General features: G+C 74.5%; 10 protein-coding genes. 4 read left to right on the forward strand and 6 right to left on the reverse strand.

Annotated elements, in window-relative coordinates; genetic code table 11:
- Positions 1-36: 36 nt before the first annotated feature.
- Complete coding sequence (locus tag WFI00_RS03790) at positions 37-2,520, forward strand: CHAT domain-containing protein (RefSeq protein ID WP_336630654.1); 2,484 nt, start codon at positions 37-39, stop codon at positions 2,518-2,520.
- A gap of 213 nt (positions 2,521-2,733) precedes the next feature.
- On the opposite strand, the gene WFI00_RS03795 is transcribed toward WFI00_RS03790, so the two are convergent.
- Entirely contained in the window at positions 2,734-3,483 is a 750-nt protein-coding gene (locus tag WFI00_RS03795) for a LysR substrate-binding domain-containing protein (protein ID WP_336630655.1), read from the reverse strand.
- A 59-nt stretch (positions 3,484-3,542) separates the two neighbouring features.
- A complete protein-coding gene (locus WFI00_RS03800; RefSeq protein WP_336630656.1) occupies positions 3,543-3,950 on the reverse strand; it encodes a transferase in 408 nt (135 codons plus the stop codon).
- A gap of 165 nt (positions 3,951-4,115) precedes the next feature.
- Here WFI00_RS03800 and WFI00_RS03805 point away from each other — a divergent pair, with 165 nt between their 5' ends.
- Positions 4,116-4,724 carry a YitT family protein gene (locus tag WFI00_RS03805; protein WP_442928294.1) on the forward strand — a complete coding sequence of 203 codons (609 nt, stop codon included), beginning with the start codon at positions 4,116-4,118 and terminating at the stop codon, positions 4,722-4,724.
- An 8-nt stretch (positions 4,725-4,732) separates the two neighbouring features.
- Here WFI00_RS03805 and WFI00_RS03810 read toward each other — a convergent pair whose 3' ends face one another.
- The 4 genes from WFI00_RS03810 to WFI00_RS03825 form a co-directional block, all read right to left on the reverse strand.
- Positions 4,733-5,506 carry a DNA-formamidopyrimidine glycosylase family protein gene (locus WFI00_RS03810; protein WP_336630658.1) on the reverse strand — a complete coding sequence of 258 codons (774 nt, stop codon included), beginning with the start codon at positions 5,504-5,506 and terminating at the stop codon, positions 4,733-4,735.
- 30 nt (positions 5,507-5,536) lie between these two features.
- The gene (locus WFI00_RS03815) at positions 5,537-10,273 is read right to left on the reverse strand and encodes an ATP-dependent helicase (protein WP_336630659.1); all 4,737 of its coding nucleotides are present in this window, start codon (positions 10,271-10,273) and stop codon (positions 5,537-5,539) included.
- A 193-nt stretch (positions 10,274-10,466) separates the two neighbouring features.
- Positions 10,467-12,122: an ATP-binding cassette domain-containing protein gene (locus WFI00_RS03820; protein ID WP_336630660.1), complete on the reverse strand. Its 1,656-nt coding sequence runs from the start codon at positions 12,120-12,122 to the stop codon at positions 10,467-10,469.
- A 275-nt stretch (positions 12,123-12,397) separates the two neighbouring features.
- Positions 12,398-13,102, reverse strand: coding sequence for an alpha/beta hydrolase (locus WFI00_RS03825; RefSeq protein WP_336630661.1), 705 nt, complete (start codon positions 13,100-13,102; stop codon positions 12,398-12,400).
- 103 nt (positions 13,103-13,205) lie between these two features.
- On the opposite strand from WFI00_RS03825, the gene WFI00_RS03830 reads away from it, so the two are divergent.
- Both WFI00_RS03830 and WFI00_RS03835 read left to right on the forward strand, forming a co-directional pair.
- Entirely contained in the window at positions 13,206-13,859 is a 654-nt protein-coding gene (locus tag WFI00_RS03830) for an NUDIX hydrolase family protein (RefSeq protein ID WP_336630662.1), read from the forward strand.
- A gap of 8 nt (positions 13,860-13,867) precedes the next feature.
- Entirely contained in the window at positions 13,868-14,683 is an 816-nt protein-coding gene (locus WFI00_RS03835; protein ID WP_336630663.1) for an AlbA family DNA-binding domain-containing protein, read from the forward strand.
- Positions 14,684-14,714 lie beyond the last annotated feature (31 nt).

A 14,714-nucleotide genomic window follows, 5' to 3' on the forward strand; every position in this document is an offset into this window, starting at 1 on the left:
TGCGTTCGACCGGGGCGTACACGGCATGCTGGGGGTGTGACCCCCGACGCCGCCGCTGTGTATGCCACGGCGCGCACGCTCACCGACGAACGCCGCTACCGCGATGCGGAGGACGCCCTGGGCGAGGCCGCGCGGGCGGCCCGGGCGGAGGCGGACGACGATCTCCTCGCCCGCATCGAGGGCACGCTCGCCTACGTCCTGGACCAGCGTGGCCGCCCCGACGAGGGCGAGCGGCTGTGCCGCGAGACGCTCGAGCGCTCCGGTCTGAGCCCGCACACGCGCGGCGTGGTGGAGGGGCAGCTGGGCTCGATCCTCTCCCACCGCGGCCGGCTCGACGACGCCGCGCACTGGCTCGGCAGAGCCATCGAGACCATCCCGGACGATCCCCACGCGGTCGCCGTCCTGCGCCTGAACCGCAGCGTCGTGGCGATGCAGCGTCGGGATCTGACCCTCGCCGCGACCGACCTCGAAGCCGCGATCGTCGATTTCGAAGCTCACGGCGACCGGGCCGCAGCGGCCGAGGCGCGGCACAACCTGGGCTACACCGCGCTGCTGGGCGGTGACCTCGTGCGCGCCATGCGGGAGATGGGCGACGCGCGGCCCGTCATCGCCGCGGCATCCGCCGTCAACGCGGCGATCTGCGACGTCGACCTCGCCGAGGCGCTGCGCGATGCGGGGCTCGTGACCGACGCGGAGCGGATGCTGCGGGACGCGGCCCGCGCGTTCCGGGCCCACGACATGCCGCAGGCGCGTGCCGAGGCGGAGCTCCAGCTCGCACGCTCGCTGCTGCGGCACGATCCCGCCGAGGCGGCCACGGTCGCCACCCAGGCCGCGCGCCACTTCGCGGCGCTGGGCGCGGGCACCTGGGCCGATCGCGCGCGCGGGATCCGGGTGCGCGCGCTCCTCGCGGGCGGGACGATCGACCGTGCCGGCCGGACCGTGGGGCCCGCGGGCATCGACGACCACGAGGTGTCGTCCGTCGCCGCCGCGCTCACCCGTGCGGGGCTGCGCGCCGACGCCATGGCCGTGCGCCTCACCCGGGAGCTGTGGCGCGCCCGGCGGGGGTCCGAGCCGGGCCCCCTGCCGCGGGTGCCGCGTGGTGCACCGCTGGAGGTCCGCATCCTCGCGCACGAGGTGCGTGCCGAGAGGGCCGCGCGCGCCGGCGACGAGGCGCGCGCGCGGCGATCCGCCGCGGACGGACTCGACGAGCTGACCTCATGGAGCTCGTCCTTCGGGAGCCTCGACCTCCAGACGTCCCTCGCGATGCACGCGAGCTCGCTGGTGCTGTCGGGACTGTCCTCCGCGCTGCGCTCCGCGCGCCCGGAGCTGGCGTTCGAGTGGTCGGAGCGCGCTCGGCATCTGAGCTCCCAGGTGGTGCCGCTGCGCCCCCCGGCCGATCCGGAGCAGGCCGCCGAGCTGAGCGAGCTGCGGATGCTGCGCGCGGACGCGGCAGGAAGCGGGTGGACCGATCATCCGCGCGCGATCGAGCTCGGGGAGCGACTGCGGCGCCGGCAGTGGACGGGCACCGCGGTCGCCGACCTCGAGCGGCCCGTCGATCTGGCGACGGCCGCCTCCGCCCTCGACGGGGACACCGCCATGCTCGCGTACGTCTTCAGCGGTGACGGGCTCTCGTGCATCGCGGTGACGGCGACCGGCGCAGAGACGGTGGGCCTGCGATCATGGACGGAGGTGCGCTCGGATCTCGCCGCGCTGCGGTCGGATCTCGACATGGCGGCCGCCGTCCGGACCGGCCCGATGGTCGACGTCGTGCGCCGATCGCTCAGGGACCGGCTCGAGCGTCTGTCGGACGCGCTCGTCGAACGTCCGCTGCGCGACGTCGATGCGTGCCGTCTGGTCATCACGGCTCCCGGGGTGCTGTCGGGCCTGCCGTGGGGGATGCTCCCGGGCCTGCAGGGGCGGGCCGTCACCGTCGCGACCTCGATGTCGCGCTGGGTGCACGGTCGCGCGCGTGCGACGTCGCCCCGCCGCACCGCGGCGTTCGCGGTCGGACCCCGCGTCTCGCGCGGCCTCGAGGAGACCGCTGCCGGCGCCGCCGCCTGGGGCGGCGCACCGGTTCTCCATGGCGCGGACGCCACCGTCGCGGCCGTCGCCTCCGCCGCGGGAACGGCGGACGTGCTGCACATCGCCGCGCACGGGCACCACTCGGTCGACAACCCGCTGTTCTCCGGCGTGCAGCTGGCCGACGGAGCCCTGTTCGGCTACGACATCGACCTCATGCCGACCGTGCCCGCCGCCGTCGTCCTCTCCTCGTGCGAGGCAGGCCGGTCCGCGGTGCGCTGGGGCGAGGAGGCCATCGGGATGGCGCGCGCCTGGCTGCACGCGGGGTCGGCGTCGGTGGTGGCGGCACCCGTGGTCGTCGCCGATGACGACGCGTGCGAGGTGCTCGGATCGCTGCACGACGGCCTCGCGCGGGGCCTGCCCCCCGCGCTCGCGCTCGCCGCGGCGACCCGCACGACGGGCATCCGCTCGCCCTTCGTGTGCCACGGCAACGGATTCTGAGAAAAGTTCGTCCGGCGTGTATCAGGCGGGCGCGGTGGCCCTCCTGAGCAGTGGAAGGACCTTTCCGGGCGCAGAGCCCGGATCGTCGCCCGGATCGTCGCTGGGGAGCGAGCCGGGGGCGGGACGGGGTCGTCCGCGGAGTCGGGCGCGTACGGGTGGGGGCCCGTGCGCCTACGGGGCCGGTGCGGTGGGGACCCGCCGGCCCCCTCCTGCTCAGCGCGACGAGTTGGCCGTGCGTCCGCGTACGATGCCGATGAAGGCCTCGACCAGCGGCGAGGTGTCCGGCGCCGGCCACGCCAACGCGACCGGTGACGGCGGCACGCCGCGCAGCGGGCGGTGCGCGACGTCCTTGCGGTGGTGCAGCCGCGCGAGCGACATCGGGACGATGACCACGCCCACACCGGCCGCGACGGTCGCGATCGCCTCCGCGACATCCGCCGGTGCGCCCACGCGCGAGGCGATCGCGCCGGGCACGTCCGGTGCGGCCGGCGCTCCCCGCGGGGCGAGGACGACCTCTCCGGCGAGGTCGTCGAGCGTGAGCTCGTCGGCGGCCGTCAACGAGGAATCGGCCGCGCAGACGACCACGGCGACCTCCTCGTACAGCGGGATGACGTGCAGGCCCGCCGTGTCGACGGGCAGCCGGATGAGTGCCGCATCGACCGCGGCCGGCGCGTCGGTCGTTCCCAGGAGGGCGGCGCGCTGGTCCGCGAGGCCGATGCGCGACAGCTCCAGCGGGATCTCCGGCAGACGCTGGCTCCAGACATCGATCCATTTGCCCGGGGTCGCGCCTTCGACCGCGCCGAGACGGAACGGTCCCGGGGGCAGGGTCACCGGCGCGGCGGAGCCGGTGTCACGGGGCCCGCTCCGGCGGGGCGGCGCGGGGCGGCGCGTGCGACCGGATGCGGCGGCACGTGAGCCGCCCCCGTCCTTGCCGCGACGTCCGCGGCCGCTCGTCGCCGCCATGAGGACAGCGTAACCGCGGTCCCGGCCCGGCTCAGGCGGTCAGGCTCGGGCCGCCCGGGTCAGGCGGCCAGGTGCAGCCCCCGCCGGTCGGTGGCGACGCGCTCTCCGTCCGCGATCTGCGTGTCGTCGGCGATGAGGGACCCTCCGGCGACGCGGGCGTGGGCGCCGACGACGGCGCGCACGCCGATCTTGGCGCCCGACCCGATCGCGGCGCCGGATCCGATGTGCGCGTGGGGGGCGATCTGGGCATCGGGACCGATGACGGCGTCGGGCTCCACCCAGACGCCGCGCCCGATGTGCGCACCGGCGGCGATCTGGGCGCCGGGTTCGACGTACGCGCCCGCTTCGACGAGCGCGCTCGCGTGCACCTTGGCGCCGTTGGCGATGAGGCCGCGCCCGTTGACGTGCTTGCGGTAGCGCAGGGTCCGGCCCTGATCGTCCTCGATGTCGACGTAGTTCTTGCCCACTGAGATCCTCCTGCCTGGTCCAACGGTGCGCCGGCGCCGTTCATTCCCTCGCGGGGGGAGAGGATGGATGCCGTGACGTCCGCGCATCCCGGCCCCGAGAGCCTTCCCGGCCCGCCCCGCGGCTCCGGCGAACCCGGCGCCGACGTCACGACGTCGCCCTCGCTCGTGTTCGACGCCAAAGCGCACGAGCACTCCCTGGTCGAGGACGTCCTCGGCATCGGCACCGGGACCTTCCTGGCCTCGCTCGGCCTGCACCTGCTGCACGCGGCGCACGCGGTGACCGGCGGGACCGCGGGACTGTCGCTGCTGCTCGGCTATGCGACCGCGTGGCCGTTCTGGCTGCTCTTCGCCGTCATCAACGTGCCCTTCGCCCTGCTGGCGGTCTGGCGGCGCGGGTGGGACTTCACCCTCCGCACGATCGTCTCCATCGCCCTCGTGTCGGCGTGGGCGCCGCTGCACGACGGACTGTTCCCGATCGGGAGCATCGATCCCTGGTACGGGACGCTCACGGGGAACCTCCTCGCGGGGGTCGGGGTGCTGATCCTGTTCCGGCACCGGTCCAGCGTCGGCGGCATCAACATCATCGGTCTCGAGGTGCAGGACCGCACGGGCTTCCGCGCCGGGTGGACGATGATGATCTTCGACCTCGCGATCATCCTCTCCGCACTCCTCGTGATCCCCTGGCCGAACGTCCTCATGAGCGCCGTCGGCGCCGTCCTGCTGAACCTGGTGCTCGCCCTGAACCATCGGCCCGGCCGCTACCTCGGGCACTGACCGGGCGCTCAGGCCTGGCAGCGCGGGCACCAGAAGACGATGCGCTCGCTCGTCTCGGTCGCGCCGAGCTCGGTGCGCCGGATCGGGGTGCCGCAGCGCCGGCACGGCTGCCGCTCGCGGCGGTAGACCCAGTTCTGACGGCCCGGCCGGGTGTCGCCCGTGAACGTGCGACCGCTGCGGTCCCGGTTGGCGCGGATCATCCGGGCAGCCGTGTCGACGAGCCCCGCCGCGTCGATCTCGGTCGCCGGACGGGTCGGGGGGATGCCCCGGACGAACAGCAGCTCGTTGGCGTACTCGTTGCCGAGGCCGGCGAGGTTCCGCTGATCGAGGATCGCCACGTGCGCGGCGCGCGGGTCGGCGGCGATCCTCCGCGCGGCCTCGGCCGCGTCCCAGTCGGGGCCGAGGAGATCCGGCCCCAGATGCCCGACGAGCTCGTCCTCGTCGGCGGTCGGGACGAGGTCGACCATCGCGATCTCGAAGCCCACGGCGACGGCGCGTGCGGTGCCGACGATCGCCCGCGCCTGGAAGGCGGGCGCGCTCCAGCGCTCGCCGGGCCGGTACACGAGCCAGCGGCCCTCCATCTTCAGGTGGGAGTGCAGGGTGTACGCCCCGATCCGCATGAGCAGGTGCTTGCCCCGCGCCACGACGCCCCGCACGACCTCGCCGGTGAGGTCCGCCGTGGCGTACCGCGGCACCCGCAGGTCGAAGCGGGTCACCTCCTGCCCGGCGAGCGCCTCGTGCAGGCGCCGGGCGGCACGGAAGACGGTGTCGCCCTCAGGCATCCCGCACCCCCGGCCCGCGCACGATCCCGCTCACCGCTGCCGCCGCAGGGTGAGCCCGCGGCTCGACTCGACGAAGCCGGCGGTCAGGAGCGCGCGCCCGGCCGCCGTGCCGTAGACGAACGCGCCCGACACCTGTTCGACCGTGAGGGTGTCCAGCCGGCGCGAGCGCGCGGTGTCGACGAGGCTGCGCGCGGCGGCGGCGAGCACGTCCTCGTCGTCGCTGAACGCCAGCGCCGATCGGCCGCCCCGCTCGAGGTAGAGCACGAGGGCGCCGTCGACGATGGTCACGAGCCCGCCGGCCTTGCGCCCGGGGCGGTGGGCGACGCCGTCGAGCGAGGGCCAGCCGAGGGCCGCCCCGTAGGGGTTCGCGGGGTCCGTGGCGGCGAGGGTCAGCGCCTGCCGCGGTGCGGGGTCGGGGAGGGCGGCGAACTCCCGCAGCCGGTCGACCGTCGCCGAGACGGCGAACTGCGCGGCGCCCAGCTTCTCCACGAAGTAGCCGCGTCGCGTGTGCCCGGCCTCCTCGAACCCCGCCAGGACCCGGTAGGCCTGTGCGAAGCCGCCGGGCACGCCCTCGTTCTGCACGCTGCCGCGCGTCACCACTCCGTAGCGCTCCAGCAGCAGGCTCGCGGCGGCCGCCGCGCGTACGGCGGCATCCTCGCTCGGCTCCGGCAGCAGCGACCAGCGCCCCCCGATCAGGGGAGGCCGCTGCGGAGCGGCGGACGCGGTGCGCACGGCCGCCAACGGCGAACCGCGGAACATCCGTGCGCGCGGGGCCCGGCGCACCGTCCGATGGGCCTGCGACCCTCCGCCGAGCAGCCCGCGGACGGGGGCGAAGGTGTCGTTGGTCACCCGAGCCGTCCAGGTCAGGTTCCACAGCGCCTCGATGACGGCCTGCTCGCTCTCGGCGCCCACCATCGCGGCCAGCTGCGCGGCGAAGTAGGCCGCGCCGCCCGCGAGCCGGTCGATCAGGCGCTGCTCGAGGTCGGACGGCGGTGCCGGGTCGTCGGGAGGGGTGAGGGTCAGCGCCACGGTGTCGGCCGGATGCAGGGCGATCCAGCCGTCGCGCCCGGGGAGTGACCCGTGGCCCGACCAGACCACTTCGCCGGTCGCCGTGAGCTCGTCGAGCATCGTGGAGCCGTAGTCGCGCACCCGCTGGGGCAGGATGAGCGACTCCCAGGCGCTCGCGGGCAGCGGCACCCCGGCGAGCTGTTCGACGACGGCCAGCACGCCGTCGATCCCTTCGTGCGGGCGTCCTCCCGCCGAGCCGGCGACGTGCTGCCACGCGGGCAGGAAGCGGGCGAACGCCTCGGGCGGCACGGGTTCGACCGTGCCGCGGATCGCGGCGAGCGACCGCAGCCGCAGTCGGCGCAGCACCTCCGCGTCGCACCACTCGAGGTCGTCGGCGGCGCTCGCGCCGGTGTCGGGGGCCCTCGGCGGAGGGCTCTCGGGCAGGAAGAACCCGCTCGTCAGCCGGCCCTGGGACTCGAGCCGCTGCAGCGTCTGACGCGCGACCGCGGTGCCGATGCCGAGGCGGCCGGCGACATCGGCCGTCCGGAACGGGCCGTGCGTGCGCGCGTGGCGGGCGACGAGCTCGGCCAGCGGGTCCGTGAGCGGCTCGAGGAAGGAGTGCGGGATGCCGACCGGCAGCGCGATCCCGAGGGCGTCGCGCAGACGTCCGGCGTCCTCGATCGCGGCGACCCGCCGGGCGCCCGCGATCGTGACCGTGATGGCCCGACGCGCATCGACCAGCTCCTGGACGAACGCGGCCGCGGTGGCGACATCCGCCGCACCCGGTTCGTCCGCGGCCGGATCCGCCGCGCCCGTGTCCGCGTCCGGCACGGCCTCGAGCCGGGCGGCCACCTCGTCCGCGCTCAGCGGACCGAGCAGTCGCAACAGGTCGGCGACGCCCTCGACGCCGCGGACGCGACGCCCCGGGGCGAGCCGCTGCACCTCGGCCTCGAACTGGGCGATGACTCCGGGGTCGAGCAGCTCGCGCATCTCGACCTTGCCGAGCAGCTCGGACAGGAGCGCCGGATCGACCGAGAGCGCCGCGGCGCGACGTTCGGCGAGCGGGGAGTCCCCCTCGTACATGAACGCGCCGACATATCCGAACAGGAGGTCGCGCGCGAACGGAGAGGGCTGCGAGGTCGTCGTCTCGACCAGGCGGATGCGGCGATCGCCGATCGAGCGCGCGATCCGCAGCAGCGCCGGCAGGTCGTACACGTCCTGCAGCACCTCTCGGAGCGTCTCGAGGATGATCGGGAACGTGGGGTGGTTCTTGGCGACCTCCAGCAGCTGGGCCGACTTCTGCCGCTGCTGCCACAGCGGCGACCGCTTGTTCGGATTGAGGCGGGGGAGCAGGAGCGCTCGCGCCGCGCACTCGCGGAAGCGCGACGCGAACAGCGCCGAGCCTCCGACCTCGTCGGTGACGATCTGCTCGAGCTCGTCGGGCTCGAAGACGAACAGCTCCGCACCGGGCGGCTCGCTCTCGGCGTCCGGTACGCGCACGATGATGCCGTCGTCGCTCGCCACCGCCGATCCGTCGACTCCGAGACGCTCCCGCACACGCGCGTTGACCGCCAGCGCCCAGGGCGAATGGACGTGCATGCCGTAGGGGGAATGCAGAATGATCCGCCAGTCGCCGACCTCGTCGCGCGAGCGCTCCACCGTGAGCGTCCTGTCGGTGGGCAGCGTGCCGGTGGCCTCCTTCTGCTCGGCGAGGTACGAGAGCAGGTTGCCGATGGCGTTGTCGTCGAGTCCCGATTCGCGCAGCCGCGCCTCGGCCTTCTCGGTCGTCGCGCCCGCGATCTCGCGCGAGAACGCCCCCAGGGCCTCGCCGAGCTCGGCGGGGCGGCCGAGCCCGTCGCCGTGCCAGAACGGCAGCTTTCCGGGCTGGCCGAACGCGGGCAGCACGTTGACGCGGTCGTGCGTGATCTCCGCGATGCGCCACGAGGTCGTGCCGAGGGTGAACACGTCGCCCACGCGGGACTCGTAGACCATCTCCTCGTCGAGCTCGCCGACGCGGGCGTTGCGGGTCTCGCCCGCCACGAACACGCCGAACAGACCGCGGTCGGGGATCGTGCCGCCACTGGTGACCGCGACGCGCTGCGCACCGGGACGCCCGGTAAGCGTGCCGTGGTCGCGATCCCACACGACGCGGGGACGCAGCTCGGCGAACTCGTCGGAGGGGTACTTGCCCGCCAGCAGATCGAGGGTCGCCTCGTACGCGGAACGGGGGAGGGTGCGGAAAGGGGCGGACCGCCGGACCGTCTCGAACCAGGTCTCGACGTCCACGGGTCCGGTCGCGCAGGCCGCGATCGTCTGCTGCGCGAGGATGTCGAGCGGGTTGCTCGGCACCGCGATCGCCTCGATCCTGCCGGCGAGCATCCGTTCGGTCACCACGGCCGTGTGCAGGACGTCGCCCCGATGCTTCGGGAACAGGGCGGCGCGGCTGATCTCGCCGACCTGATGGCCGGCGCGTCCGACCCGCTGCAGACCGGAGGCCGCCGACGGGGGTGCTTCGACTTGGATCACGAGATCGACGGCGCCCATGTCGATGCCGAGCTCGAGCGAGCTCGTCGCGACGACGCAGCGCAGGACGCCGCTCTTGAGCTCGTCCTCCACCTGGGCGCGCTGCTCCTTGGACACCGATCCGTGGTGGGCCTTCGCGAGCACGGGCTCGACGCCTGCCGACGAGCCGGCCTGCGCCATCATCTCGGCGGGCACCGTCGCGGCGGGGGTCTCGATGCCGATCCGTTCGGCGTAGATCTCGTTGAGGCGCCCGGTGAGCCGCTCGGCGAGGCGACGCGAGTTGGCGAACACGATCGTGGATCGGTGCGCGAGCACCCGGTCGACGATCGCCTCCTCGACGTGCGGCCAGACCGACCCCGTGATCTCCGTGGGGGCGGGGGTGGAGAACCAGTCGCCCTCGCCATCCCCGGGGGACTCCCCGTCGGAGGGCGCCTCGGTCCGCGGTGGCGGGGGCGGGTTCAGCATGTCGTCCATCGGCACGACGACGGACAGGTCGAACGCCTTCGTCGCCCGCGGCGCGACGATCTCGACCGGTGCGGAACCGCCGAGGAACCGCGCGACCTCGTCGATCGGCCGGACGGTCGCCGACAGCCCGATCCGCTGTGCGGGCTCGTCCAGCAGCGCGTCGAGGCGTTCCAGGCTCACCGCGAGGTGCGCGCCGCGCTTCGTGGCCGCGACGGCGTGGACCTCGTCGACGATGACCGTGTGGACGCTCCGCAGCGTCTCGGACGCCTGGCTCGTGAGCATCAGGTAGAGCGATTCGGGCGTCGTGATGAGGATGTCGGGCGGGTCGCTCAGGAGACGTCGTCGGTCGGCCGAGGTCGTGTCGCCCGACCGCACGCCCACGGTGACCTCCGGGACGGAGATCCCGAGCCGCCGCGCCGACTGCCCGATGCCCACGAGGGGCGAGCGGAGGTTCCGCTCCACGTCCACGCCGAGCGCCTTCAGCGGGGAGACGTACAGGATGCGGGTGGCGGGAGCGTCGGTCTCGGCGCGGCGCCGTCGTGGGCGGGCGTCGGTGTCGACCTCGGCGACGGGCTTCTCGCGGAACACCCGGTCGATCGCCCAGAGGAAGGCGGACAGCGTCTTGCCCGATCCGGTCGGCGCGACGACGAGGGCGTGCTTGCCGTGCGAGATCGCCTCCCACGCGCCGGCCTGCGCCGTCGTCGGTTCTGCGAAGGCGCCGCGGAACCAGTCCTGCGTCGCAGGACCGAACCGTTCGAGCACGTCGCCCACCCCTCCATCTTGGCGCCCCCCTCCGACATCCCCGCGCCCCCTTGACGCCCCGCCCCTCTCCCCCCCCCGTCCAACGTCCCCCCCCGTCCCCTTCGCCGAGTGTCCACGACGCGCGGTGCGCCGGGGGCCCCGCGCCGCGCGTCGTGGACACTCGGCGGGCGAAGAGGCGGGGACGAGGGGGAGAGGGAGGGGGTCAGGGGGCGGGGAGCGCGCGGAGACCGCCGTCGCGCAGCTCGAGCACGAGGTCCGGCCCGATGCGGGCGAGGAACGCGTCGTCGTGGCTGACCACGAGCACACCGCCGCGATACGCGCCGACGGCGGTCACGAGAGCGTCGACGGTGTCCAGATCGAGGTTGTTGGTCGGCTCGTCGAGGACGAGCAGCTGCGGCGGCGGATCGGCCATCAGCACGCAGGCCAGCGCGAGGCGGAAGCGGTCCCCTCCCGACAGCGCCGAGAGCGGACGCAGGACGGTGTCGCCGCGCAGGAGGAACCGCGCGAGCCGGTTGCGCAGCTCGACGTCGCCCACGCCCGGCGCCGCGCGGCGCAGGTTCTCCAGTGGGGACGCCGCGTCGTCGAGCCCGTCGACGCGCTGCGACAGGTAGCCGATCCGGTCCGTGTGCGCCCTCGCCCGGGGGCGGTCCGGATCAGGATCGTCCCCGGGTGACGCCCCGGTGCGGGACGCCTCCGCGTCGGCGAGCATCCTCCGCAGCAGCGTCGTCTTCCCCGCGCCGTTGGGGCCGACCAGCGCGATGCGCTCCGGCCCCTGCAGCACCCAGGTGCGCTCGCCGTCGCCGAGTGCGGCGAGGCGCCGCCCCGACCCGACCCCGGGATCGGGCAGGTCGATGCGGACCGCCTCGTCGTCTCGGACGCGGCGTTCGGCGGCGTCGAGGGCCGCGCGGGCCTCCGCCTCTTTCGAGGCCGCCTCGATCCGAAGTCGACCCGCCGAGACCTGCGCGGTGCGTGCACGCGCGTTCGCGACGATCTTCGGGACGCGCTTCTCGACCGCCGCCCGTCGCCCCATCGCCGCGCGGGCGCGCAGCACGTCGTCCTGGTGCAGGCGATCGCGCCGTTCCCGCCGCACCGCCTGACGCGCGGCGGACTCGGCCTGCACGGCGGCGGCCTGCTCGGCCTCGTGGGCCTCCCGCCACAGGGAGTACGGACCGCCGAACGTCGAGAGCTCGCCGGCGTAGAGCTCCGCGGTCTCGTCCATGCGCTCGAGGAGGGCGAGGTCGTGGCTGACGACGACGAGAGTGCCGCGCCAGCGGTCCACGAGATCGTGCACGCGCCGCCGGGCGTCGCGGTCCAGGTTGTTGGTCGGCTCGTCCAGGAGCGCGATGGGCGCGGCGCGCAGCCGGACGCCGACGAGAGCGGCGAGGACCGCTTCGCCGCCGGAGAGCTCGCCGATGCGTCGGTCGAGCGCGCCCGGCGGCAGGCCGGCCTCCGCGAGCGCGCCCGCCGCGCGGGCCTCGACGTCCCAGTCGTCGCCGACGGCGTCGAACAGGTGCGGCGAGACGTCGCCGCCCTCGATCGCGCGCACGGCGTCGAGCGTGTCTCCGACGCCGAGCACATCGGCGACACGTCGCCGCACGTCGAGAGTGAGCCGCTGGGGCAGCAGGTCGACCTCGCCGGTCGTCGCGACGGAGCCCGACGTCGGGGTGAGCCTGCCCGCGATCAGCGCCAGCAGGGTCGACTTGCCCGAGCCGTTGCGGCCGATGAGGCCGGTGCGGCCGGAGCCGAAGGCCCCGGACAGCTCGCGCAGGGCGGGTGACCCGTCGGGCCAGGTCAGGCTCAGCCGGTCGAGGACGATCGCGGGGCGGGCGGGCGAGAGGGGGGAGAGGGATGCGGGCATGGTGTCCTCCGGGGACGGTCGTCGGGGCGCGACCATCGCGGACGCCTCGTGACGCCTCCTCGCGCGGCGGCGATCGGCGGAGGTGCACGGACGGAAGGGCGACGGCCGGCGCGGAAAGGGGCGCAGGCGCGTCGGAGACCCGTATCCGGAAGGCGGAGGGGACGACGGCTCAGCGCGGGATCACAGCGCGGCGTCGAAACCCTTCAACGGTCTTCCTCACACTCGGGACGGGGACTCCTCCACGCTAACGCGGATCCGCCGCTCGCGCGACCCCGTCAGGACAGCGGCGCGTCGAGGGCGCGGCCGAGGAAGGCGACCACGTCGGCGAGCTCCGCCTCAGAGACGCTGTGCGCGAGGCCGGGATAGACGCGGCCGCTCAGGTCGACGTGTCGCGGGAGCCACTCGGTCGTGGAGGCGATCCGATCGGCGGGGATGACCTCGTCGCGCGCCCCGCGCCCCCAGAACACCGGCGGACGCAGCTCCGCCAGCGCGGCATCCGTCGAAAGCTCACCGTCGGCGACGAATCCGGCGAGGCACACGACCGCGGTGAAGCGCTCGGGACGCAGGCGCAGGGCCTGCAGAGCGATCACGCCGCCCTGCGAGAAGCCGAGCAGGCTCACCGGTGTCGACACCGGGATCGAGCGGTCGAGCCAGTCGAGGAAGCCCTCGGCACCCGCGGTGGCGGCCGCGGCCGACCGCGCGTGGAGCCCTTCGATCGGGAACCACGACCATCCCGGCGCCGGGAACGGCGGCGTGAGGGGAGCCCGGACGGCGGCGACGAGGAACTCGTCCGGCAGGTGCGGCGCGAGACCGAACAGGTCGCGCTCGTCCGAGCCGTAGCCGTGCAGCAGCACGAGGAGCGGCCGATGGGCGGCGTCCGCCACAGGAGCCGACCACACCACCGCGTCGTCGTCGAGCCTCGGCCGGCCGGCGGAGAGGTCGGCGCCGCTGGTCGTGTCGTCGCCCGGGGTCGCGTCCATGTGCCCATCCTGGCAGGAGCCGCCGACGCGGGGGAGGCGTGCGCGACCGGCGGCCGATCGCGGACGGTGCGCGGCGGGCGGTGCGAGCGGGTATACAAGAGGCATGGCCGTCCGCACTCCCGACCCCGACCCGAACGACCGCGACGACGAGAGCCCGCGCGATCCGCTCGCGGGGATGCGCCGGTCGGGACACCCGCTCGGCGACGGATCGTTCGGCTCACCGGCCCCGGGCAACGCCGCCAATCCGGGGTGGCTCACCGAGATCGAGCTCGCCGAGGCGCGGCGGCGCCTGCCGATCCTCTACGTCGAGGCGGTGCCGGTGCGCACCGACGGGATGGGCCAGGTCACCCAGATCGGGGTCCTCCTGCGCGCGACGCCCCTGGGGGAGATCACCCGGTCGATCGTCTCCGGCCGCGTCCGCTACGGCGAGACGGTGCGCGACGCGCTGTTCCGACACCTCGAGAACGATCTGGGGCCCATGGCCTTCCCGCTGCTGCCGCCGCAGCCGGTGCCGTTCACGGTCGCCGAGTACTTCCCGCTGCCGGGCGTGACCGCCTTCCACGACGACCGCCAGCACGCCGTCTCGCTCGCGTTCGTCGTGCCCGTCACCGGCACGTGCGAGCCGCGGCAGGACGCGCTCGAGGTCACCTGGATGACCCCGGAGGAGGCGTCGTCCGACGCCCTCGCCGCCGAGATGGAGGGAGGCCGCTCGACGCTCGTGCGCCAGGCCCTCGCCTCCGTCGGCGCGCTGCGCTGAGGACCGCCGTGCCCGCCAGCCCCACCCTCGTCGACTTCGCCGGCGCCCTCCCGGTCGTCCTGCTTCTCTCCTATCTGATCGCCCAGGGCATCCGTCGGCTGTTCGGCCGTCGCATCTCGCTGTCGATCTCGACGCTGACGATCGTCGCCGTCCTCGGCATGAGCCTCGGGCTGCTGCTGGCGGGCCTGTTCCTCTTCGGACAGCGGCTGTGGATGGCGACGACGATCCTCCTCGTGGTCGGATGCAGCATCGGTCTCAGCTTCCTCGTGGCGGGCGTCGCGGCCGTCGTGCGGGGCACCCGGAGCGATCCCGACATCGCCGCCCTGATCGCGGCGGGCGAGTCCGAACGGGTCGAGTTCAAGGAGACCGCGCGCTGGAACGTCCGCGAGGACAAGAAGGACGCCCGGATGGAGGCGGTCATCGCCAAGACCGTCGCGGCGTTCCTCAACAGCGACGGCGGGACGCTCGTGATCGGCGTCGACGACGCCGGGCGGGCGACGGGACTGGACCGCGACTACGCGACGCTGCGCACGCCGGATGCCGACCGGTTCGAGCTCTGGCTGCGCGATCTGCTCTCCTCGACTCTCGGCACCAGCGCCGCGGCCCTCCCGGCGATCCGCTTCGCCGAGATCGACGGCGCGGCCGTCTGCGCCGTGGGCTGCCCGCGCTCCCCCGAGCCGGTGTTCCTCGCGCAGGGGAACGCGACCGACCTGTGGGTGCGGGTGGGGAACTCCACCCGTTCCTTCGGCGTCGACGAGGCCGTCCGGTACGTCGCGCGGCACTGGCGTCCCGGGGTGCGGCGCTTCCTCGAGGGCGGACGCTGACCCGACACATGTCGGCGCAGGCCCGTAGGCT

Source organism: Microbacterium sp. MMO-56 (assembly GCF_037146215.1).
Taxonomy (GTDB): Bacteria; Actinomycetota; Actinomycetes; order Actinomycetales; family Microbacteriaceae; genus Microbacterium.